Genomic DNA, 21,235 nt, shown 5'->3' on the forward strand with positions numbered 1-21,235 from the left:
GGCTGAGGTTCCGCTACCCGCACCGCCACGCAAAACACGTTCAAAAACTGCTAGCCGATGGTGAAACTCGGGTGTGGCGGCTGGTTGTAGGCGGTGTTCTGCCAGGCGACGGCGACCCGGTACTGCCGGTCCTGCATCAGCGACGGGCGGCTGATGCTCGTGCTGTCGGTGGTCGAGTAGATCCGCAGCGCCCGGTTGTCCGTGGTCCGCCAGATGACCTCCTCACGCCAGTCGCCGAGGATGTCGGCGGACAGCGCGGGGGTGGACTTGGAGCCGTTGTTCGACGCGACGCCGGAACCGGTGAGCAGCCGGGTGTCACCGCCGGTGCCGTACTTGTCGATGTGCGTGCCGTCGAGCAGTTCGCGCTGCGCGTCACCGTCCCACCAGATCACGAAGTTGGTGGAGCCGGGCTTGCGGGACGAAACCTGGTTTCCGTTGGTACCACTGCGAAGTCCGGACACCGACGACGACCACGCCTCGGCGCCGGGGTTGCCGGACCAGATGTCCGCGGCCACCGCGCGGCCGTTGTCGCAGCCGCAGGACGGCGCGCTCCAGATGATCTGCCCGGTGCGCGCGTCCCCCATCCAGTGGGTGGGTTCGCTGGTCCACTCCGACGGCTTGAACACCTCCAGCCCCGAGCGGGACGGGATGAAGTCGCCGACGTGGTAGGCGTCGCCGTGGTGGGTGTTGTTCTGCCACAGCCCATTGCCGTTGTCGTCGATGGCCATCGAGCCGTACATGATCTCGTCGCGGCCGTCGGCGTCCACGTCGGCGACGGAGAGCTGGTGGTTGCCCTTGCCGGTCCACGCCGCGCCGTTGGTCGAGGAGCTGGAGTCGAAGGTCCACCGCCGGGTCAGCTGGCCGTTGCGGAAGTCCCACGCGGCGATCACCGAACGGGTGTAGTAACCGCGGGCCATGATGATGCTGGGCCGGGAACCGTCCACGTAGGCGGTGCCCGCCAGGAACCGGTCGACCCGGTTGCCGTAGTTGTCGCCCCACGAAGCCACGTTCCCGCGCGGGGGCACGTAGTCCGCGGTGGCCAGCACGGCGCCGTCCGTGCCGCGGAAGACCGACAGGAACTCGGGACCGGCGAGGATGTAGCCGCTGGAGTTGCGGTGGTCGGCGCTGGAGTTGCCGATCACCTGGCCGGTGCCGGAACGGGTGCCGTCGGCGGTTTTCACCGCCACTTCGGCGCGGCCGTCACCGTCGTAGTCGAACACCTGGAACTGCGTGTAGTGCGCGCCGGACCGGATGTTGCGGCCGAGATCGATCCGCCAGAGCCGGGTGCCGTTCAGCTCGTAGGCGTCCAGCAGCGTGTTGCCGGTGTATCCGGACTGCGAATTGTCCTTGGCGTTGCTGGGTTCCCACTTCAGCACGATCTCGTACTGGCCGTCGCCGTCGAGATCGCCGACGCTCGCGTCGTTGGCGTTGTAGGTGAAGTTCTCCCCGGACGGGGTGGTGCCGCCGGGTGGCAGCTGGAGCGGGACGTCCATGCTCGAGGCCATGGGGAAGGCGAGGGATTCCTCGGCCGCGGCGGTGCGCTGCTCGGCACCGCCGACCACCGGGCGCACGGTGTAGGTCACCGAAGCCGGGGCGCCCGCGTCGAGAAAGCTCGTCGCGCCGGTGACCTGGGTGACGAGTTCACCGCCGCGGTAGAGGTTGAAGGCGGTTCCGGCCGGGTCGCCGGCGAGCAGGCGCCAGCTGACGAAGTTGCCCTGGCCGGTGCGGACGCTGATCAGCCCGCGGTCGAGCTTTTCGACGGCGGGTCCGGGGAGCGGTGCGGCCTGGGCCGGTGCGCTGAACAGGGCGCCGAGCAGGCCGATCGCCACGGCGAGGTGCGTTGTCTTTCTGGACATGTGGCTGAACTCCGAATCGCGTGGGGGCAAGAGAATCGGGTTCGGCCCCGCCGCCGGATACGGAGCCAGGTGTTGGGAGCGCTCACAGGAGCACCGACAATTCGTAACACCGCGCCGTCCGGGGTGTCAATGTCCGGATGTGGCCACGGTCTGTCTATTTCGGACATGCCGTCCTTGCCGAGGCCGGTGGGCACCGGAACCGATGATCGTCAGAGGCCTGCGGCACAATGCCGGTATGGAGATCTGGCACAACCCGCGGTGCACCAAGTCGAGGGCGGCGAAGAAGGCACTGGACGAGGCGGGCACCGGCTACACCGAGCGCCGCTACCTGGACACGCCGCCGACGGTGGCGGAGCTGACCGAGGTGCTCGGCAAGCTGGGCCGGGAACCCTGGGACATCACGCGCACCAAGGAGCCGGTGGCCAAGGAACTGGGCCTCGCCGGCCTGCCGCGCGACGCGGCCAACCGCGACCGCTGGATCGAGCTGCTTGCCGAGCACCCGGTGCTGATCCAGCGCCCCATCCTGATCGACCGCGAAACCGCCGTCGTCGGCCGCGACGAGGCCTCCCTGCGCGAGATCCTCTAACCCGCCGGGCCGGTGCTGGAGCGCACCCGCAGTTCCGGGTCCTCGGTCTTGAGCCACGCCGGTCCGGTATCGGGGGAGCGGAGCAGCAGATTCACCGCGGCGGCCCCGCGTTCGGCGGTCGGGCGGCGGACCGCGGTCAGCGCGGGCCGCACCAGGCGGCACAGGGCCGAGTCGTCCCAGGCCACCACCGAGAGCCGGCCTGGCACGTCCAGGCCCAGTTCGCGGGCCACGCCGAGGGCGGCCACCGCCATCACGTCGTTGTCGAACACCAGCGCCGTCGGCGGGGTCCGCCCGGTCAGCAGCCGCCGGGTGATGCGCGCGGCGGCGTCGCCGGAGTAGTCCGCGGCGGTGATCACGCGGGCGCCGGGCAGGCCGGTGGTGGCGGCCAGGAACGCCGCCGACCGCCGCCGGGTGTGCACGAACTCCGGCGGACCGGCGACCCTGGCGATCTCCCGGTGCCCCAGCGTCGCGAGGTAGTCGACGACGAACGTCATCGCCTTCTCGTCGTCGGTCCACACGTACGGCAGCCCCAGCTCGGCCTGCGGCTCGCCGAGCACGACCGCGGGCAGCCCCAGGTCCCTGACCAGCTGGACCCGCGGATCGTCGACGAGCAGGTCGACCAGCAGGATGCCGTCCACCCGCCGTTCGGCCCACCACCGCCGGTAGATGGCCAGCTGCGCCTCGGCGTTGTCGGTCACCTGGAGCAGCAGCGAGGTCGGCCCGCCGGCGAGCGCGGCCTGGATACCGGAGATCAGCTGCATGAAGTACGGCTCGATGCCGAGCACCCGCGCCGGGCGGTCCACCACCAGCCCGATGGCCCCGGCCGGGCCACCGGAGAGCACCCTGGCCGCGGCGTTCGGCAGCCAGCCGAGCGTGGCGGCGATCTCGTGGACGCGGCGGCGGGTGGCCTCGGAAACCCCGCGCCGGTTGTTCAGCGCGTAGGACACCGCGCCGGTGGAGACCCCGGCGGCCTTGGCGATGTCGGCGATGGTCGGTCGCTTGGTGGTTGCCATCGGCGCGCTCCTCAAGCGCCGGGCCGGGCGGTGCTCTGGCGCACCACCAGGCTCGGCAGGTTCTCGGGCCGCGTGCTCACCGGCTGCCCGCCGATGTGCTGGAGCAGCAGGCGCGCGGCTTGGGCCCCGTAGGCGGCGACATCCCGTGAGACGGCGGTGAGCGCGGGCCGTGCCAGCTCGCACAACGCGGAGTCGTCCCAGGCGACCAGCGACAGGCCGCCGGGCACGTCCAGCCCGGCGCGCGTGGCCACCCCGAGCGCGACGACGGCCAGCACGTCGCTGTCGCAGATGATGGCCGTCGGCCGCGGACGCCGGTCCAGCAGCCGGCGGGCGGCCGCGGCCCCCTCGTCCCCGCCGTAGTCGGTGTTGATCACCGCGCCGGGTGGCAGGCGGTGCCACTGCAGGGCGTGGGTCATCGCCGCGGTGCGGGTGGCGGTGTGCCGCAGCCGCGCGGGCCCGGCGATCCTGGCGATCCGCCGGTGCCCGAGGGTGACCAGGTGGTCGACCACGGTGCGCATGGTGGTCGCGTCGTCGCTCCACAGCCCCGGCAGCGGGCCGAGTCCTTCCGGACCGCCGAGCACCAGCGCGGGCAGCCCGCAGCGGGCCAGCTCGGTCACCCGCTCGTCGGCCGCGGTCAGGTCGAGCACGAGCACCCCGTCCACGTGCGTCCGTGTCCACCAGTGGCGGTAGGTGCCGATCTCCTCGCGGTGGTCCCGGACGACCTGCAACCGCAGCGCCACCTTGCGCCGGGCCAGTTCGGACTCCACTCCGGACACCAGCTTCATCAGGAACGGTTCGAGCGCGAGGAACCGCGCCGGGCGGGCCAGCACCAGCCCGACCGCGTCCGCGCGCGTGAGCTGTCCCGCGCGGGTGATGCCGTATGGCCGCCAGCCGAGTTCGTCGGCGATGCGCACGATCCGGCGCCGCGTCGACTCCGAGACGCCGGTGCGGCCGTTGAGCGCGTAGGACACCGCGCCCTTGGACACCCCCGCCTCGCGGGCGATGTCCGCCATCGTCGGCCGCCGCATCACGAACGGGCCGGCTGGCTTCTGCTCGCGAGAACGTCGTTGACGCATCGGAGCACGGGCCGCGTGGTGAACGCGGCGGACTCGGGACCGGCACCGTGGCGGATCCGGAAGACTGCTGACTCACCGGGCAGCAGGGTGAGCAAAGCGTTGTCCGCCAAGGCATCCGGGTCCACGCGGTCGGCGAACAGGCACAGGTCGCGCAGCAGCGAGCGGGCGCGCACGGTGACCACCGTGCCGTCCGCGTCCGCTCGTGCCGAGGCCGTGAAATCGGGTTCGGGGTAGGCCAGCTCGCGGTCCTTGCCGAAGAACCACAGCGCCCGCGTGTCCCCGGCGGTCACCACCACCAGCTCCCGCGCGGGGTCGTCCGGGCGGGCGACCGCGGCGGGCAGGGGAGTGATGCCAACCGAGCGCGCCGCGACGTCGAACGCCGAATTCGACCGGGCCAGGACCTCACCGCTGAAGGTCATCCGCTCGACCTGGACGTGCCCGTTCCATGCCGCGTCCGTGTCGTTGAGCACGGCGACGGCCAAGCCGCCTTCGTGCGGCTGGACGGTCAGCAGCCGGTCGCGATGGGCCTCCCGCAGCGCATACCACAGGAGCTTGCGACGGCCCGCGCTGTCGATCGCCGACCAGCTCATCGACGGCCAGCAGTCGTTGAGCTGCCACACCACCGTGCCGGTGCACCGCGGCCACAGCGAGCGGAAGTGCTCCACGCCGAGCCGGAGCGCGCGGGCCTGGTTGAGCTGGGCGAGGTAGTGCCAGTCGTCATCTTCGGTGATCGCGCCGAAGTGCTCGGCCAGGCCGCGGGCGAGCTTGTCCCCGCCGTCGATCGCCTTCTGGTGCGCGCGCACGGCGGGGGAGTCCGGGGCCAGAGCGCCGAAGCCGTCGACCGCGGTGCGGTGCGCGGGCGGGCCCTGGTAACCGAATTCCGCCACGAACCGCGGCCGGTAGGCACGGTAGTCGCCGTAGTCACGTTCGTTCCAGACGTCCCAGATGTGGATGGGCCCGTGGTCGGGATCGTTCGGATGGCGCCGCGGATCGCCGGAGTACGGGCTGCCCGGCCAGTACGGGCGCGTCGGGTCGAGCCGGGCGACCACCTCAGGGAGCGTGCCGAAGTAGTACCCGGCTCCCCAGGTGCGGTCGCCGAGGCCGTCTTGCCAGCCCCAGTCCCGATGCCCCCAGATGTTCTCGTTGTTCCCGTTCCACAGCACCAGACTCGGGTGCCAGGCCAGTCGCCGGACGGCTTCCTCCGCCTCCGCGCGCACCTCACCGCCGAGCGGTTCCTCCTCGGGATAGGCGGCACACGCGAAGAGGAAGTCCTGCCACACCAGCAGTCCGCGCTCGTCGGCGGCGTCGTAGAAGCTTTCGCTCTCGTAGATTCCGCCGCCCCACACGCGAACGAGGTTGACCCCGGCCGCGCACGCCTGGTCGAGCCGGTCCGAGTAGCGTCCGGGGGTGATCCGGGGGAAGAACACGTCGTCCGGAATCCAGTTCACGCCACGCACGAGGATCGGTTTGCCGTTGACACGAAAGGTGAACGGGGTGCCGTGCTCGTCCGGGGTGGTGTCGAGTTCGATGGTCCGGAAGCCGACGCGCTTGTCCCAGGCGTCCAGGACTTCGTCGCCCGCCAGCAGTTCGAGGCGCAGGTCGTACCGCGGTTGTTCGCCGTGCCCGCGTGGCCACCACAGTTCGGCCTGCTCGACGGCCAGTTCGACGACCACTTCGGACTGTCCTGAAGGGATGGTGACCGCTTGGCGCGCGTCCCCGATCCGCGCGGTGGCAACAAGATCGCGGTCTCCGGTGCGTTCGACGCCGACGTGCAGCTTCACCTGGCCGGTGCCACTGGGGTCGACGGTGATCTCCGGGCGGACCTCGGCCAGGCGCGCGGTGTGCCATCGGTGGAGGTGGATCGGACGCCAGATTCCGCAGGTGGTGAACGACGGCCCCCAGTCCCAGCCGAAGTTGCAGGCGGCCTTGCGGATGAACTGGTACGGCATCGGGTATGCGCCGGGACGGTCACCCAGTTCCTCCCGCAACCGCTGGGCGTAGGCCAAAGCCGGGTGGAAGGTCACCGCCAGCTCGTTGACGCCTTCACGCAGCGCGTGGCGCAGGTCGAACCGATGGGTGCGGTGCATGTTCTCCGCCGTGCCGATGGAAACTCCGTTGAGCGACAGTTCGGCGACGGTGTCGACTCCTTCGCACACCAGGTCCATCCGCTCGTCGGTCTCGTCGACGGTGAATTCGCGGGTATAGTGCCAATCCGTCTCGCCGATCCAGGCGAGTTCCGCTTCCCGGTCGCCGATCAGCGGATCCGGGATCAGCCCGGCGGCCAGCAGGTCGGTGTGCACCGTGCCGGGCACCCGTGCGGGGATCGGGCCCACCTTCGCCGACCGCACGCGCCAGCCGTCCATCGGCGTCTCCGTTCTGTCGTAGGTCACTTGGTCGCCCCGGCCGCGAAACCCCGGTAGATCCACCGCTGGAGCAGCAGGAACACCACCAGGGTCGGCAGCACGACGATGATCACGCCCGCCGAGATGACCTCCCACTGCGCGCTGAACGGCCCCTTGAACCGGAACAGCGAGGTGGAGATGACGCCGAGATCCCGCGAAGGCATGTACAGGAAGGGAATGTAGAACTCGTTGTAGATGGCGATGCCCTTGATGATCACCACGGTGGCGATCGCGGGCTTGAGCAGCGGCAGGATGATCCGCCAGTAGACGCCGAGCCGGGACGCGCCGTCGAGCGCGGCCGCCTCGTCCAGGTCACGCGGGATCGAGCGGATGAACTGGAGGAAGATGTAGATCGAGACGATGTCGGTGCCCATGAACAGGGCGATCGCGGCGGCGCGGGTGTCGAACAGGCCCAGCCGGTTGACCACCTGGAAGGTCGCCACCTGCGTGGTCACGCTCGGCACCAGCGTCGCCACGAGGAACGCGGACAGCACGGCCTTGCGGAACCGGAAGCGGAAGCGGTCGATCGCGTAGGCGGCCATCGAGCCGATCAGCACCGTGCCCGCGACCGAGACCACCAGGATCAGCACCGTGTTGGCGAAGGCGCCAACCATGCCGCCGTCGACCAGCGCGGTGGCGTAGTTGCTCAGGTTGAGCCAGTTCTCCGGCGGGGTGAACGGGCCGCTGGAGCGGAACTCCGCGTCCTGCTTGAGCGAGCCGAGGAAGATCACCACCAGCGGCACCAGCATCACCAGGCTGACCAGCACCAGCGAGGAATAGGACAGCACCCGCCCGCCGTCGCGCCGCCTCATGCGCGGACCTCGTTCTCCGGCACCAGCCTGCGCTGCACCCAGGTGATCAGCAGGATCAGCACCAGCAGCACCACGGCCATCGCCGAGGCAAGGCCCACCTTGCCGAACTTGAAGGCCAGGTCGATGGTCTGGATGACGAAGGTTTTGCTGCCGTTGGCGCCGCCGGTCATGATGTACGGGATCTCGAACACCGACAGCGAGCCCGCGATGGCCAGTATCGCGGTCAGCCCGACGATGTTGCGGATGCTGGGCAGGATGATGTGCCGGAACCGCTGCCACCGGTTCGCCCCGTCCAGTTCCGCGGCCTCGAACAGGCTCGGCGGGATCGACTGGATGGCGCCGAGGAACAACACGAAGTTCAGGCCCAGGTAGCGCCACACCGAAACCCCGGCGAGGGAGTAGTTCACCGTGTCCGGGTCGCCGAGCCAGGGATGACCGTCCAGTCCCACCAGCGACAGCAGGGAGTCCAGTGTCCCTTCCGGACGGAAGAAGTAGAGGAAGACAAAACCGATCGCCACGCCGTTGATCAGGTAGGGGAAGAAGATGACGCCCTTGAACAGGTTCGCGAACCGGATCCGGAAGCTGAGCACGGTGGCGAAGTACAGCGCGAGCACGAGTTGCACGAAGGCCGCGCCGAAGTAGTACAGGCTGACCAGCAGCACCTCGAACAGCTCACCACGCCCGGCGAGCTGTTCGTAGTTGCCCGCGCCGACGAACTCCGGCCGCGGGCTCAGCCCGTCCCAGTCGGTGACGCTGTAGAAGAACATGCTCACCACGGGCACGTAGGTGAACAACGCCAGCAGCACCAGCGGCGCGAGCAGGAACAGCCACGGGGTGGCCCGGCCGCGCCGCTTCCGGGTGCCGTTCAGGAGGTCACCTGCGCCTTGGCTTCGGCCCACCGCCGGTTCAGGTCGGCGAAGACGTCCTGTTTGGACTTGCCGTTCGCGCCGCGTGCCGCGTCGATCAGGGTCTGGCGGTAGGCAGGCTGGTAGAGCCCGATCTCGGCGGTCTTGTCGATCTTCTTGACCACCGCGTCCTGGCTGCGGTCCAGTTCGAAGTAGGTCACGCCAAGGCTGGTGAACTCGCTGAGGATCGCCGGTTCCGGGCCGCCCAGCTGTGGCGTGAACCCGCCCTGGCCGGCGGCGTACCCGGACTGGTCGGCGAACCAGTCCACCCACGCCCTGGCCGCGTCCTTGTTCTCGGAGTGCACGCTGACCGCGTTCTTGTAGTCACCGGCGATCGCCGAGTGGAACCGGCCACCGGCCTGGCTGGGGAAGGGCAGGTAGCCGAGATCCTCCGGCGTGGCGGCGAGTTCGCGCACCTGGGTCAGCGCCCACGAACCGAGCATCATCGTGGCGATCTTGCCCTCGCCGATCGCCTTCTTGGAGGTCTCCCAGTCCGTTGTGGCCGGATCCTCCTCGGTCAGCTTTCCCGCCACGGCGTCGAAAAGCAGGGTGTCGATGATTTCCTGGGGAGTGCCGGGGGTCCACGGCGCGTCGGTGGCGGCCATCGTGGTGATCACGTCCGGCTGCCCGGCCACCGAGGCACGCAGGTCCTCCCACTGCGCGAGCGGCCACCCGTTGCGGTAGTTGGTGTACAGCGGAGTGGCGCCGGTCCTGTCCTTGATGGCGCGCAACGCGTCGAGGAACTGGGCGGGCGTTCTCGGTGGCGCGGTGATCCCGGCCTGCTGCCAGATCTTCTTGTTGTAGACAAAACCGAACGCGTTGCCGGTGATGGCGAGCCCGTAGGCCTTGCCCTCGTAGGTCTGTTCCGGGATGAACCGGTACTTCTTCTGCAGTTCGGCGGCGTCGCCGAGGGGTTCGAAGTAGGCGGGCAGCTGCTCGGGCGTGATCGACTCCGGGATCAGCAGCACGTCCCCGTAGTCCCGGCTGCTCATGCGGATCTTGACTTCGCCCTCGTAGTCGGTGATCCCCTGGAAGGTCACCTTCACCTCGGGGTGGACCTTGGCGAACTCCCGCTTGTACTGCTCGAACACGGTGTCCACCAGATCCGTGCGCTGGGTGAGCACGGTGATCTCGCCGTCGATCCGGCCGTCCGCGCCCGCGTCACCGGACGCCGAGCAGCCGGTCAGTGCGATGAGGCCGGCGGTGGCGAGAACCAGGGTCCTTCTTCTCAGCTTCATCGTTTTCGCTCCTCGGCGAGCTGGTGATGAGTGGCGAAAACGCTACGCGCGGCGAAGTTAAGCGGTCAAGCAATCATCTGCGGTGCACTTCTCACCGCAAGACCGGAAGGATGAGCACACCTGCCTTGATCTTTTTGTGAAGACTTCCAGAAACCCTTGTGAGCTGGGAAAGCAGGGCGATACGGGCAGGGGGGCAGGCGCCGGGAAAGTGGTCCGGCAGGTTCTGCCGAGAGGACTTAACCGCTCAAGTTCCCACTGAACTTTTTAAGTGAGGTAGCGGGTGAACATGGCCACCAGTTCGTTCTCCAGCCGCGTGGTGTCGATGGACGAGGGCGCGGCGATGAGCTGGTGCACGACGAGTTCGACGGTGGACACCACCAGCCGCGCGGCGGTCTCCTTGTCGGCCACCCTGACCTCGGGGTGCCGGTCGAGCAGGTCGTGCACGAACGCCACCCGCTCCCGTTCGTACGCGCCGATCTTCTCCAGCAGCTCGGCCGAGCGCGGTGCCTGTTCGAGCATCACCCGCAGCAGCTGCGGGTCGTCGAGGTGGTTGTCGATCACGGTCCGCACGAACAGCCGGAAGATCTCTTCGATCGAGCCGGGCAGCTCACCGCGCTGGTGGCGCTCGACGGCTTCCCTCCCGGCGTCGAGGTGCCGGGTCACCAGCTCGAGCAGGATCGCGTCCTTGTTCGGGTAGTACTGGTACAGCGAGCCGATCGAGACCCTGGCCCGTTCGGCGATGCGGTTGGTGGTGCCCGCGGCGTACCCGTGCTCGCCGAAAACGTGAGCAGCCGCGATCAGGATGCGCTGCCGGGTCAGCTCGGCGCGGACCTGCCGGGGCTGTTTGCGCGGGTGGAGCCGCTGCCGCTCGGACGTCACGGATACCTCCTCCATGGCCGGGAAAAGCGAGTTTCCGGCAACCTGAATGATTGCTCATAATTATGGCACGACCTGCGTAAACCCTCACTGAACCGGAGCTTGGATGCTGCCGAAGGTACGACTGCCCGACACCCGCAGGATGATCACGCTGGAGGTGCTGGGACGCACCAGGACAACCGCCAACTTCACCACCGTCACCCTCGGCGGGCCCGGACTGGAGCACTTCCGGCCCACCGGCGACGACCAGACCGTGCGCCTGTTCTTCCCCCGCGACGGGCAGGACGGGCTGCGCATGCCGACGTTCAACAACGAGGCGTGGATGGCCGAAGTCCTGCTGCTGCCCAAATCCCGGCGGCCGTGGGTCCGGAACTTCACCATCCGGCGAGCCCGGCCCGAGCAGGGGGAGGTGGACATCGAATTCGCCCTGCACGCCGGTTCCCCGGCTTCGTCATGGGCGACGCGCGCCCGGCCGGGTGATCCGGCTGGCATCTTCGACATGGGCGTTTCGTACCTGCCACCGGCCGGCGTCGACTGGCAACTGCTGGTCGGTGACGAAAGCGCGCTGCCCGCGATACTGGCGATCCTCGAGAACGCGCCGGAGTCGCTGATCGCCGAAGTGTTCCTGGAAGTTCCCGAAACCGCGGACATCCGCGACGAAGTGGTCAAACCGGAAGGCGCCAGGGTGCACTGGCTGCCCCGCGACGACAGCTCGGCCAGGCCGGGCAGCCGGGCGCTGGAGACCGTCACGAAGGCGGCGCTACCACCGGGCCGGTGCTACGCCTGGCTGGCCGGAGAGGCGAAGCTGCCCACCGGGCTGCGGCGCCATCTGGTGAACGAACGCGGACTGCCGAAGCAGGACATCGCCTTCTACGGGTACTGGCGGCTGGGCCGGTCGAGCCCGGGCTGAGTTCAGGAGGCGCGCTCCAGGCGCAGGGCACGGGCGGACTGGGCCAGGCACCGGTCGCACGGCATGCCGCGCAGGCCGGGCAGCAGATCCGCCTGCCCCGACTGGATCACCTCACCGCACAGGGCGCTCAGCTCGGCCGGGACGCCCGGCGAGGTGGCGGGCACCAGGTGGCACACGCGTCTGGTCTCACCGACGATGCCCCGCCGCAGGCGAACGATCATCATCGGGGGACCAGGCTCCCGTGCCACGCCATCCATGACAGCAACGTTAGGGCCCGCCCGGCGTAGTTGGCTTCGTGCCAACGGACCAAGGAATTCCGGCCGTACTGGTCCGCCGACCCGAAAACCCCTAACGGCGGACGACCACGGCGCCGCCCAGCCGGTGGCAGAGGTTCAGCGCCAGCTCCACGTCGAGGCGGTTGTCCGCGACCGGCTTGCCGAGCAGCTCCTGCGCCCGGCGCACCCGGTACTGCACGGAGTTCTTGTGCATGAGCAGCCGATCCGCCGCGGCGGTGTAGCTGCTGCCGACGGTGAGGAACACGCGCAGGGTCTCGCGCAGCCGTTCGTGCTGCTCGTCGTCGAGCGCCAGCTCACCGAGGGTTTCCTCGACCCACATGCGGGTGGCGGTGAGGTCCGATGCCATCAGCGCCATCGCGCCGACGTCGCGGAAGGTCATCGCGCGGTCGCAGTCGTCACCGGCCGCGACGGCCAGCGCGTGCACCCGCGCCGCCTGCCGGTGGGTCCGCCGGAAGCCCTCGACCCCGCTGCCCGGCTCGCCGACGGCGACCCGCACCTGCGCGTCCGCCTCGAGCGCGGTCTCGATCTCCTCGTCGGTCGGCCCGGTGACTTCGTCGACGGGCAGCCAGACCCACGCGCACAACTCGTCGTGGGGCACGAAGAGCGGCCGCGGGGCACCGGGCCGTTTCGCGGTGAACCGACCAGCCAGCGCTTCCAGCCCCGCCAGCGCGTCCACCGGCCGCGCGGTCTCGGCGTACCAGGCGACCAGCCCGACGTGGTTGCCGCGCACCCGGTAGGCGAGCGCGGTCTCCGTGGCGTCGATGTCCACCACCGCGCCGTCGAGCAGCGAGCGGACCCGCGCCGCGCGCACGGCGCTGCGGTTGAGCAGCCAGGTGTCGCGTTCTTCCTCGTAGGCGGCCACCACCTGCTGGGTGACCCGGTCGATGAAGATCAACGCGCCGGACAGCGCCTGGCGGGTCAGCGCGCCGAGTTCCGCGGCGTCGTGGATCTGCCGGGTGCCCTCCTCGATCGCCAGGTCCAGCACCGCCATCTGGCCGAGGTAGTAGGCCCGGATCAGGTCGATCACCGAGGTGCCGCGCTGCGCGAGCCGGCGCGCGTACTCGATCGCGGCGGCCGGAGCCTCGACCCGCGTGGGATCGATGCCGTGCTGGAAGATGCGCAGCGCGGTGTCGATGTTCTGGTAGACGCTGGCCGAGAGCAGGCTGACCATGCCCTCGTCGTCGTGGACCAGGTGGGGGAGTTCGCGTTCGTACAGGCTCACCAGTTCGGCGGTCACTTCCGAGGCCCGGTCGTTCAACGCGCCGGCGACACTGGCGAGCCGGTCCGAATGGGATTCCTGCACGTGATCACTCTAGGGCGTGACAGTCGGAATCCCGCTGTAACCTGCCGTTTTTGCCAGTGGCGAACCTACGACGGGCGGCCCCGGCGGCGGGCCACCCCGATCCACAGGAGTACCGAAACCACCGTGCTGGGCGCGACCAGCAGGTAGACCGGCCAGGCGCGGAACCCCGATATCCACAACATCAGCGCCACGCCCAGTGAGACCAGCGTCCACACCGTGGCGAGCGAAGTGCCGTTCCGGCGCCACTTCGCGAGCAACCCGCGTTTCGACTCCCGGCTACTCACCACCACGACTCCCGCACCTCGACATCCCTCGATCGAAGTACCCCGCGGCGCTCGCTTCAACCCCTTTTCGCCGGGAAGGCAGCACGAACGGAGGTCACCGTCCGGTCGATGCGGGCCATGCTCGTTCGACGTACCGGTAACCGACACAGACAGGCAGGAGAGCAGCCGTGCACCACGTGATCCGGGAAGTCCACCCGCCGCAGGGACCGCGCAACGCCCAGTTCATCGGTGAGCCCTACGGCGCCGACATCTCCTTCTTCCTGGTCGACGCCGAACCTGGCCAGGGACCGCGCCCGCACCGGCACCCGTATCCGGAAACCTGGATCGTGCGGTCCGGGCGGGGCACGTTCTACGCCGAGGGCGACGAGACCGAGGCCGGGCCCGGTGACGTCGTCGTGGTCGGCGCGAACACCCCGCACACCTTCCGCAACAACGGCACCGAGCGCCTCGAACTGGTCTGCATCCACGCCGCCGGCGAGATGGTCACCGAGTGGCTGGACAGCACCGACCCCCTGCCCTGAGCGCGGGACAGGGGGGCCGGAAGCGGGCTCAGACGCCCGCGGTCTGGCTGATCCAGGACCGGCTGCTGGCCACGCTGGCGTAGTTGTTCGTGCCGGTCGGGTTGCTGCCGCCCTGGTTCTGCACGGTCGAGGCGACCCCGACCTGACGGCCGCCGGAGATCTGGGGGCCGCCGGAGTCGCCCTTCCACGCGGCGCCGTTGATGCCGCGACTCTGGATCGCCGGGCCGCCGTACGCGTCCGTCGAACGCCCGGTCACCTGCACGTTGGCGGTCTTGAGCACGGACGAGGCCGGGCCGGTCGGGGTGGTGCGGCCCCAGCCGTAGATCTGGTTGGTGGAGCCGACGGCCGGGTCCGCGTTGCCGAGGGTGATGTAGGTGGTGCTGAACGAGCGCGACAGGTGCAGCAGCGCGACGTCACCGACCGGCGAGACTCGCTGCTGGTCGACGCTGATCTGCGTACCGGCGCCGAGGTTGTTGCTGCCCACGCGCACGCTCATCGCGCTGCCGAGGCAGTGCTCGGCGGTGAGCACCCACTGCGGGGCGATGATCGTGCCCGAGCAGTTGAAGTTGCCGTTGACGTAGACCTGCGCGCCCCACGGCACCGAGGGTGCGGTGCCACCGCCGACGATGTCCGGCTGCGCGCCGCCCGCCGAGGCGGTCCCGGCGAGCAGGGTCATGGCGAGGGTGGCGGTGGCGGCGCAGGTGGCGCCCAAGGCGCGAAGGGTGCGGACTCGGCTCACGGTCGAGTTCCTTTCGGGGTACCGGGGAGCCGCCGGGATTCCGGCGGTGCGCCGGAAAAGTAGGCAGCCGGGCGCCGCGCCAGGTACCGACGAAGGTCGGGTGGCGGCGCGGATTCCTACCGAGGAAGGGGGTTTCGCTACGTACTGAATGCACGCACCGCCTGGCGGTCTATTACTCAGTAGGCTGGGATGGTGGTGATGACCCGGCTGCCCCACCTCCGGCCCGACGACCTCGACGAGGACCAGCGCGCGCTGTACGACGCCATCACCGGCGGCCCGCGCGCGGGCGGTCCGGTCGCGCTGACCGACGACGCCGGCCGTCTGGCCGGACCGTTCAACGCCATGCTCGCCGCCCCGGCGGCCGGTTCGGCGCTGCAACGACTGGGCGCGGCCATCAGGTACGAGACCTCGCTAAGTGGTCACGATCGGAAGTCTGCCAGAGGTCTCGGCGGCCCAGCTTCCCGCTGGACGCACGGCCGGAAGACCCGAGTACGGCTCCGGTACGCGGGTCTCCCGGCCGCGCGCCCAGCGGAAACCTGGATCCACCGAATACCCCCGACGGACTTCCGATCGCAACCACTGAGCGCACGCACCCGGGAACTGTCCATTCTGGCCGTCGCGGCGCACTGGGACTCCGCGTTCGAGCGCCACGCCCACGAGCCCGTCGCCTTGTCGGCCGGACTGACCGAGGAACAACTGGCGGCGGTCCGCGCCGGGACCGTCCCAGATGGCCTCGACGACACCGAACTGGCCGCGCTGCGGTTCGTCACCGCACTGCTCCGCGACGGCGATGCCGACGACGAGACCTACGCCGCCGCGGTCGCGGTCCTCGGTGAACGGACGGTCGTCGAGCTGACCACCCTGGTCGGCTACTACGCGACGCTGGCACTGCGACTGCGTGTGTTCCGGGTGGAGCCGTAGTCGTGGGCGTGCCCCTGCGGGCCGCCGCGGTCGCACCCGGCGAACAGCGCGTGTCCGTCTACCGGGAGTTCGCGCCGTCCACCGAGCTGGCCGGGGTGGTCCGGTGCACCTGGGAGGGCGTGCCGGGCTGGTCGCGCGTCATCCGCGTGCTGCCGGACGGGTGCGCCGACCTGACCTGGAACGGGGAACGCCTGTTCGTGACCACCGGCTTCGCGCCGGTGCGGGTTCCCCTGGCCGCACACGGGATTTCGGTCGGCCTCCGGTTGCACTGCGGGGCCACGGGTGGGGTGCTGGGCGGTGTGGCGGCCGGTGACCTGGCCGATCTTGTGCCGTCGAGCGCGAGACTGACGGACGAACTCCACACGGCCGCCACCGCGGCCGAAAAGCGCCTGCTGCTGGAACGTTTTGTCGCACGGCGGTTGCGTGACGGTTTCCGCCCCGACCCCGCCGTGCCCGCGGTGGTACGTGAGCTGACCGCGCCGGAAGCCAGGGTCGACCGGGTGGCGGACCGGATCGGCCTGAGCGAGCGGACCCTGCGGCGGCGGCTGGGCGCCGCGGCCGGACGCGGTCCGAAGGAGGTGCACCGCGTCCTGCGGTTCGCCGGTTTTGTGCGGAGCCTGGGCGAACTCGCTGCGGGCCGCGTGGCGCTTTCGTCGGTGGCCGCCGGACTCGGCTTCGCCGATCAGTCCCACCTCGGTCACGAGTGCGTCCGCCTCTCGGGCTCGTCACCGGCCCGGCTGGTGGCCGCGTACGCACGTCACGACGGCGTGGCCGAAATCCACCAGACTCGCCGGTCCTGACCGGGCAGGGTCGGCGCATGGAGCCGATCACGCTGTCCGTCCGCCTCGACGACCTGGACTCGAACGGTCACGTCCGAGGGCCCGCCTACCTGGTCTACGCCGATCACGCCCGGTGGCTGACCGCCGCGGCCGCCGGTGTCGGCCCGGCCGTGCTGAGCGCCCGGGGAGTGGGGCCGGTGAACTTGGAGACCACCATCCGGCATCTGGCCGAACTGCGCGCCGACGACCAGGTCACGATCACCTCGGCGTACGAATGGGGCGAGGGCAAGACCTCCCGCGTCGTCCAGTGGCTGCACCGGCGGGACGGGGTGGCGGTCGCCGAAGTCAGCAGCGTGTGCGGCCTGCTCGACCTCACCGAACGACGGCTGGTGCCCGATCCCGCCGGGTTCTGGCGGGAGCACGCCACCCGGCCGGAACTACTGGGGCTCGCCTGAACGCAGCCCGCCGACGAGGATCCCGACCAGCTTTCGCGCGTTGTAGCGGCGGTTGCCGCCGGCGCCCGCGCAGAGCCCGCCGATCCCGCGCATCAGCTCGTAAGGGTCCACATCGGACCGGATCTCGGCCGAAGCGGCGTCGAGCAGCGCGCCGCACACCGGCACGAGCCGCTCCAGGAAGTAGTAGTGCAGCGGGTCGTAACAGGGATCGTCGGACTGCAGCACGGTGGCCAGACCTTGTTTGGTGATCACAAAATCGACGAACCGGTCGAGCCAGCTCGCGAGCGCGGCGTACGGGGTCGCGCTGCTCGACAGCACGGAACGCGGTGTCGTCCGGCGGCCTGGGGACGATCGAAAGCAAGGGTTGAGACATGACTCGGTGTCGGGTGGGTACCCGCCGGTCATGCCTACCTACGACCACACCGGCACGGTCGACGTACCGGCCGCGGACCTCTTCGGCTACCTCGCCGAGCCGGGCAACCTGCCGGACTTCCTGCCCGCGATGACCGAGGCGCACCGCGAGGGCGGTGGTCAGGTGCACGTCGAGGCCGAGGTGCGCGGCGAGCACGTCGAAGGCGAAGCGTGGCTGCGGGTGGACGAGACCACCCGGACGCTGAGCTGGGGCGCTCCCGGCGAGGGCGACTACCACGGTGACCTGCGGGTGACCGAGACCGAGCCGGGCACGAGCGAGGTGACGATCCGGCTGCACACCGAGCGTGCCGGCGGCGAGGAGATCCAGCGGGCGCTGGAGGACGCGGTGGCCACCCTGTCCCAGCGAGCCGCCGCGAAAACCGACCGGGAAGCCGCCGACCACCAGGACGGCTGGTCCTGACCCACCGGGCCGCTCCTGACTCACCGGCGTCTCGTGTTTGCCGCCGCCAGGCTCGGTCGTTCCCTGAATTACCGGCGACTCGCGCCCGCCGCTGCCAGCAGGGCGGCCGCGAACAGCAGATAGGAGGGGAACAGCCCGCCCGCCGAGCTCAGGGTGCCGCCGATGGCGCGGCCCAGCAGCTGCCCGACGCATTCGGCGGTGATGACCGCGGTGGCCAGCTCCGCGGCGGTGAAACCGCTGGAACCCGCGGTGGTGGCCCTGATGTACAGACCGGGATAGGCGAGCCCGACGCCGATACCGCCCGCGGCCCACGCGACGAGCGCGACGGTGAACGACCCGCCGTTGGTCAGCTCGACCGCCAGCACCGCCGTGCCGAGCGCGGTCACGGTCAGCCCGGCCGCGGGCAGGCGCCGCTTGGCCCGCGCCGAGGTGAACCGGGCGGCGAGCAGGCTCGTGACCGCCCAGCCCAGCGGCGCCGCGCTCAGCACGATCGCCGCCTGCCCGAGGCTCAGCCGGAATCCGCTCGTCAGCAACACGGTGATGAGGCTGTCCGCGCCGAAGTAGCCGACCGCGAACAACATCATCGCGCCGAGCGCGGCGGGCGTGCCCGGCCGCAGGCGCGCGGTGCCCGCGGGCAGGATCGAGACCATCCCGGCCACCGTGACCGCCGTGCCGAGGATCGCCAGCGGCCACCAATCCTGGTTCAGCACCACACCCGCCGCGCCCAGCGGGACCAGCAACGTCCGCCCCAGCGGGCGCGGCGCGGTGCCGGCGGGCCGGTCACCGCGGACGGCCCGCACCACCAGCAACCGTCCGAAAAGGACAAACGGCACCGGGAGCAGCAGGGTCCAGCGCCAGCCAACGAGGTGCTCCAGCCCCAGCGTCGCGGCCGGGCCGGCCAGCGCGGGCAGGATCCACATCGCCGAGGACGCGGCCACCACCCGGATGCGCAGCCGCTCGCCGAGATGCTGGATCGCGGAACTGATGCCGAACACCGCGAGCAGGCCGCCGGCGAGTCCGCCGGCGAACTGCCCCAGCGCGAACATCCAGGCCGCCTGGGCGGAGGCAGCCAGAGCCAGGCCACCGAGGTAGGTGAGCATTCCGGCGGCCAGGGTCCCGCGCGCGCCCAGCCGGCGCAGCACCCGGCTCGCCAGCGGGAGCGCGACGAACAGGCCCAGCGTCGAACCCGCGATCAGGAGGCCGAGTTCGCCTCGCGCATCCAGCTCGTCCGCGACCACGGGCAGCAGCGTGGACGCCACAAAACCGGTGATCGCCGCCGCGAACTCGAGCGCGACGATGCCGGCCGCGAGGACCAGCGGCCGTTGCCCTCGCTCAGGTGTAGAGCTCGCGGTCATAGAGATTGATCTGGACCCAGACGCCGTCCGGATCCCGGACGCGCAGCGAGTGCCCGAAGTTCTCGTCGATCACCGGACCCGGCTCGAACCCGGCCGCGCGCAGGCGCGCCGCGACGTCTTCGAGCGGTTCGCTCGCTTCGAAGGCCAGTTCGCACCCGCCCGCGTCTTCGGCGGCGCCGCGGTGGATGGCCAGCGTGCCGCCGTCGGCGGGCAGCTCGACCCAGCCGCCGGGGCGGGACACCGGCCCGATCCGCAGGCCGAGCACCTCGTAGAAGCGCGTCATGGCCGCCACGTCCTCGCTGTAGCGGATCGGCATCACCCGCATCACGATGGCTCCTCACTCCGGGGGTCGCTCCGCCGCAGGTAGTCCTCCAGCACGCGCTCGACGAACGACGAGAGCGATTCGTCGGCTTCGACGGACGCGTGCTTCACCCGCCGGACGAGGTCGGGCGGCAGATACACGCTGAATTGCCGTTTGGCGACCCTGGTCATGCTCACATGCTAGCAAATGAGCATGCGTGCGCCGGTAGGCTGACGGCATGGTGGACGTCATCGGGGCGGGATTCGGGCGGACCGGCACCATGTCGCTGCACAGCGCGCTGGAGGCGCTGGGCTATGCGCCGTGCCACCACATGCGGGAGATACTGGGCAATCCGGACGCCACCGCCACTTGGACGGATGCCCTGCGCGGCGACCGCGACGCGCTGCGCGCCGCCGTCGCCGGTTACCGGGCCACTTTGGACTTTCCGGGCTGCCTGCTGTGGCGTGAACTGGCCGAACTGTTCCCGGACGCCAAGGTGCTGCTCAGCGTCCGCGATCCGGAGAGCTGGTACCGCAGCGCGGTCGGCACGATCTTCGACCCGGTGATGGCGGAGGTCGTCGCGAAGCTCGGCGCCGGGACCGGCGACCTGATGACGGCGATGGCCGAACGCGGCTACGGCCACTTCGGCGAGGACGAGACGATCGCCTGGTTCGTCCGGCACAACAAGGAGGTCGAGGCCGCGGTCCCGGCGGACAGGCTGCTCGTCTACCGGGTGACCGACGGCTGGGAGCCGCTGTGCGAGTTCCTCGGCGTCCCGGTCCCGGCGGAGCCGTTCCCCCGCGCCAACGACTCGGCCGACTTCACCGACAACGTCGAGCGCTTCCTCCGCGAACCAGGGTGAAGGTGGGTCAGGGCTTCCGGCCGACGGCGGCGACGATGCAGTTGCCCGCGGCCGGGCGCGGGGTGGTGCGCGGACCGGCGGGGTACCAGTCGTCGTTGACCACGAGGCCGGGCGGGAGCAGCTCCAGGCCGGCGAGCATCTCCTCGATCTGCGCCCGGGTGCGGAAGTAACCGCGGCTGATGCTGGCGTTGAGGATTTCCTGCACCCGGTGGGCGATCGGGCTGTGCACCTCGTCCTCCGGGTCGAAGAAGTGCGAGAACACCACGTACGAACCCGACGGCAGCGCCTCGATGTACTGACGCATCACCTCGGCCGGGGCCAGGCCCCTGTCCTCGCTGTGGTGGTGCAGCGTGGCCACCTGCAGCAGGCCGAGCGGACGGCCGAAGTCGAGGTGCTGCCGCACCGTGTCGTGCTCCAGCACGGCGGGCGGGTCGAAGATGTCCGCGCCGACGAGGTAGGTCCTGTCGTTGTCCTCCAGCAGCGCGCGCCCGTGCGCCAGCACCACCGGATCGTTGTCCACGTACACCACCCGCGAGTCGCGGTTCTCGCGCTGGGCGACCTGGTGGGTGTTCTCCGCGGTGGGCAGGCCGGAACCGCAGTCGAGGAACTGGTCGATCCCGGCCTTGCGGGCCAGGAACTCCACCGCCCGGATGAGGAACTTCCGGTTGCTGACGGCGATTTCGTTGACCTCGGGCACGGCCGCGTTCAGCTGGGCCAGCAGCTGGCGGTCCACCTCGTAGTTGTCCTTGCCGCCCAGCGCCGCGTCGTACGCCCGCGCCACGCTCGGCGTGGTGGTGTCGATCCCAGCCGAGGGCAGATCGGTGCGTTCGTCGGGCATCAATACCTCGCTGGTTCTGTTCTGCGCCGGGGATTCCGGTGGCGTGATTCACGTACCTTACCGCCGCCGCGGGCA

General features: G+C 70.2%; 25 protein-coding genes. 8 read left to right on the forward strand and 17 right to left on the reverse strand.

What is annotated here, in order from left to right; translation table 11 throughout:
* Window positions 1-50: 50 nt before the first annotated feature.
* Window positions 51-1,856, reverse strand: coding sequence for a rhamnogalacturonan lyase (locus YIM_RS20710; RefSeq protein WP_153031924.1), 1,806 nt, complete (start codon window positions 1,854-1,856; stop codon window positions 51-53).
* 235 nt (window positions 1,857-2,091) lie between these two features.
* Here YIM_RS20710 and YIM_RS20715 point away from each other — a divergent pair, with 235 nt between their 5' ends.
* On the forward strand, window positions 2,092-2,442 hold the full coding sequence (locus YIM_RS20715) for an arsenate reductase family protein (RefSeq protein WP_153031925.1): 351 nt from the start codon (window positions 2,092-2,094) through the stop codon (window positions 2,440-2,442).
* Here the strand turns inward: YIM_RS20715 and YIM_RS20720 are convergent.
* From YIM_RS20720 to YIM_RS20750, 7 genes are all read right to left on the reverse strand, one after another.
* The gene (locus YIM_RS20720) at window positions 2,439-3,455 is read right to left on the reverse strand and encodes a LacI family DNA-binding transcriptional regulator (RefSeq protein WP_153031926.1); all 1,017 of its coding nucleotides are present in this window, start codon (window positions 3,453-3,455) and stop codon (window positions 2,439-2,441) included. The two genes, YIM_RS20715 and YIM_RS20720, sit on opposite strands and share 4 nt — an antisense overlap.
* 11 nt (window positions 3,456-3,466) lie before the next feature.
* Window positions 3,467-4,468, reverse strand: a complete 1,002-nt coding sequence (locus YIM_RS20725) for a LacI family DNA-binding transcriptional regulator (RefSeq protein ID WP_255463006.1) — start codon at window positions 4,466-4,468, stop codon at window positions 3,467-3,469.
* Window positions 4,469-4,482: 14 nt separating this feature from the next.
* A complete protein-coding gene (locus tag YIM_RS20730) occupies window positions 4,483-6,696 on the reverse strand; it encodes a glycoside hydrolase family 2 protein (RefSeq protein WP_228004854.1) in 2,214 nt (737 codons plus the stop codon).
* 221 nt (window positions 6,697-6,917) lie between these two features.
* Window positions 6,918-7,745 (reverse strand): carbohydrate ABC transporter permease, encoded by an 828-nt coding sequence (locus YIM_RS20735; RefSeq protein ID WP_153031927.1) that lies wholly within the window; start codon window positions 7,743-7,745, stop codon window positions 6,918-6,920.
* The gene (locus YIM_RS20740; protein ID WP_228004855.1) at window positions 7,742-8,644 is read right to left on the reverse strand and encodes a carbohydrate ABC transporter permease; all 903 of its coding nucleotides are present in this window, start codon (window positions 8,642-8,644) and stop codon (window positions 7,742-7,744) included. Before YIM_RS20740 ends, YIM_RS20735 begins: the two co-directional genes overlap by 4 nt.
* Window positions 8,611-9,888 (reverse strand): ABC transporter substrate-binding protein, encoded by a 1,278-nt coding sequence (locus YIM_RS20745; protein ID WP_153031928.1) that lies wholly within the window; start codon window positions 9,886-9,888, stop codon window positions 8,611-8,613. The genes YIM_RS20740 and YIM_RS20745 overlap by 34 nt, the downstream gene beginning before the upstream one ends.
* A gap of 264 nt (window positions 9,889-10,152) precedes the next feature.
* Complete coding sequence (locus tag YIM_RS20750; protein ID WP_153031929.1) at window positions 10,153-10,767, reverse strand: TetR/AcrR family transcriptional regulator; 615 nt, start codon at window positions 10,765-10,767, stop codon at window positions 10,153-10,155.
* Between the two features lie 103 nt (window positions 10,768-10,870).
* On the opposite strand from YIM_RS20750, the gene YIM_RS20755 reads away from it, so the two are divergent.
* Window positions 10,871-11,674 carry a siderophore-interacting protein gene (locus YIM_RS20755; RefSeq protein ID WP_153031930.1) on the forward strand — a complete coding sequence of 268 codons (804 nt, stop codon included), beginning with the start codon at window positions 10,871-10,873 and terminating at the stop codon, window positions 11,672-11,674.
* Between the two features lie 2 nt (window positions 11,675-11,676).
* Here the strand turns inward: YIM_RS20755 and YIM_RS20760 are convergent, their stop codons facing one another.
* The 3 genes from YIM_RS20760 to YIM_RS20770 form a co-directional block, all read right to left on the reverse strand.
* The gene (locus YIM_RS20760) at window positions 11,677-11,898 is read right to left on the reverse strand and encodes a hypothetical protein (protein ID WP_194240230.1); all 222 of its coding nucleotides are present in this window, start codon (window positions 11,896-11,898) and stop codon (window positions 11,677-11,679) included.
* A gap of 124 nt (window positions 11,899-12,022) precedes the next feature.
* The gene (locus YIM_RS20765; RefSeq protein ID WP_153031931.1) at window positions 12,023-13,273 is read right to left on the reverse strand and encodes a CdaR family transcriptional regulator; all 1,251 of its coding nucleotides are present in this window, start codon (window positions 13,271-13,273) and stop codon (window positions 12,023-12,025) included.
* Window positions 13,274-13,338: 65 nt separating this feature from the next.
* Window positions 13,339-13,563, reverse strand: coding sequence for a hypothetical protein (locus tag YIM_RS20770; RefSeq protein WP_228004856.1), 225 nt, complete (start codon window positions 13,561-13,563; stop codon window positions 13,339-13,341).
* 161 nt (window positions 13,564-13,724) lie between these two features.
* Here YIM_RS20770 and YIM_RS20775 point away from each other — a divergent pair, with 161 nt between their 5' ends.
* The gene (locus YIM_RS20775) at window positions 13,725-14,078 is read left to right on the forward strand and encodes a cupin domain-containing protein (protein WP_153031932.1); all 354 of its coding nucleotides are present in this window, start codon (window positions 13,725-13,727) and stop codon (window positions 14,076-14,078) included.
* 28 nt (window positions 14,079-14,106) lie between these two features.
* On the opposite strand, the gene YIM_RS20780 is transcribed toward YIM_RS20775, so the two are convergent.
* A complete protein-coding gene (locus tag YIM_RS20780) occupies window positions 14,107-14,754 on the reverse strand; it encodes a DUF1986 domain-containing protein (protein ID WP_153037130.1) in 648 nt (215 codons plus the stop codon).
* 252 nt (window positions 14,755-15,006) lie between these two features.
* Between YIM_RS20780 and YIM_RS20785 the strand changes: the two genes are divergently transcribed.
* The 3 genes from YIM_RS20785 to YIM_RS20795 are packed head-to-tail and all read left to right on the forward strand — an operon-like array spanning window position 15,007 to window position 16,972.
* Window positions 15,007-15,738 (forward strand): carboxymuconolactone decarboxylase family protein, encoded by a 732-nt coding sequence (locus YIM_RS20785; RefSeq protein ID WP_228004857.1) that lies wholly within the window; start codon window positions 15,007-15,009, stop codon window positions 15,736-15,738.
* A gap of 2 nt (window positions 15,739-15,740) precedes the next feature.
* Entirely contained in the window at window positions 15,741-16,538 is a 798-nt protein-coding gene (locus YIM_RS20790) for an AraC family transcriptional regulator (protein ID WP_153031933.1), read from the forward strand.
* 17 nt (window positions 16,539-16,555) lie between these two features.
* Entirely contained in the window at window positions 16,556-16,972 is a 417-nt protein-coding gene (locus tag YIM_RS20795) for a thioesterase family protein (protein WP_153031934.1), read from the forward strand.
* Here YIM_RS20795 and YIM_RS20800 read toward each other — a convergent pair.
* Entirely contained in the window at window positions 16,955-17,290 is a 336-nt protein-coding gene (locus YIM_RS20800; protein ID WP_228004858.1) for a hypothetical protein, read from the reverse strand. The genes YIM_RS20795 and YIM_RS20800 overlap by 18 nt on opposite strands.
* An 85-nt stretch (window positions 17,291-17,375) precedes the next feature.
* On the opposite strand from YIM_RS20800, the gene YIM_RS20805 reads away from it, so the two are divergent.
* Window positions 17,376-17,804: an SRPBCC family protein gene (locus YIM_RS20805; RefSeq protein ID WP_153031935.1), complete on the forward strand. Its 429-nt coding sequence runs from the start codon at window positions 17,376-17,378 to the stop codon at window positions 17,802-17,804.
* Between the two features lie 68 nt (window positions 17,805-17,872).
* On the opposite strand, the gene YIM_RS20810 is transcribed toward YIM_RS20805, so the two are convergent.
* The 3 genes from YIM_RS20810 to YIM_RS20820 are packed head-to-tail and all read right to left on the reverse strand — an operon-like array spanning window position 17,873 to window position 19,651.
* The gene (locus tag YIM_RS20810) at window positions 17,873-19,159 is read right to left on the reverse strand and encodes an MFS transporter (RefSeq protein WP_153031936.1); all 1,287 of its coding nucleotides are present in this window, start codon (window positions 19,157-19,159) and stop codon (window positions 17,873-17,875) included.
* Window positions 19,137-19,484, reverse strand: a complete 348-nt coding sequence (locus YIM_RS20815) for a VOC family protein (RefSeq protein WP_153031937.1) — start codon at window positions 19,482-19,484, stop codon at window positions 19,137-19,139. The genes YIM_RS20810 and YIM_RS20815 overlap by 23 nt, the downstream gene beginning before the upstream one ends.
* Window positions 19,484-19,651, reverse strand: a complete 168-nt coding sequence (locus YIM_RS20820; protein ID WP_153031938.1) for a CopG family transcriptional regulator — start codon at window positions 19,649-19,651, stop codon at window positions 19,484-19,486. Before YIM_RS20820 ends, YIM_RS20815 begins: the two co-directional genes overlap by 1 nt.
* Window positions 19,652-19,698: 47 nt before the next feature.
* On the opposite strand from YIM_RS20820, the gene YIM_RS20825 reads away from it, so the two are divergent.
* Window positions 19,699-20,322 carry a sulfotransferase family protein gene (locus YIM_RS20825; RefSeq protein ID WP_153031939.1) on the forward strand — a complete coding sequence of 208 codons (624 nt, stop codon included), beginning with the start codon at window positions 19,699-19,701 and terminating at the stop codon, window positions 20,320-20,322.
* Between the two features lie 7 nt (window positions 20,323-20,329).
* Here the strand turns inward: YIM_RS20825 and YIM_RS20830 are convergent, their stop codons facing one another.
* Entirely contained in the window at window positions 20,330-21,160 is an 831-nt protein-coding gene (locus YIM_RS20830; RefSeq protein ID WP_153031940.1) for an SAM-dependent methyltransferase, read from the reverse strand.
* Window positions 21,161-21,235: the final 75 nt, after the last annotated feature.

This window comes from Amycolatopsis sp. YIM 10 (genome assembly GCF_009429145.1).
GTDB lineage: Bacteria > Actinomycetota > Actinomycetes > Mycobacteriales > Pseudonocardiaceae > Amycolatopsis.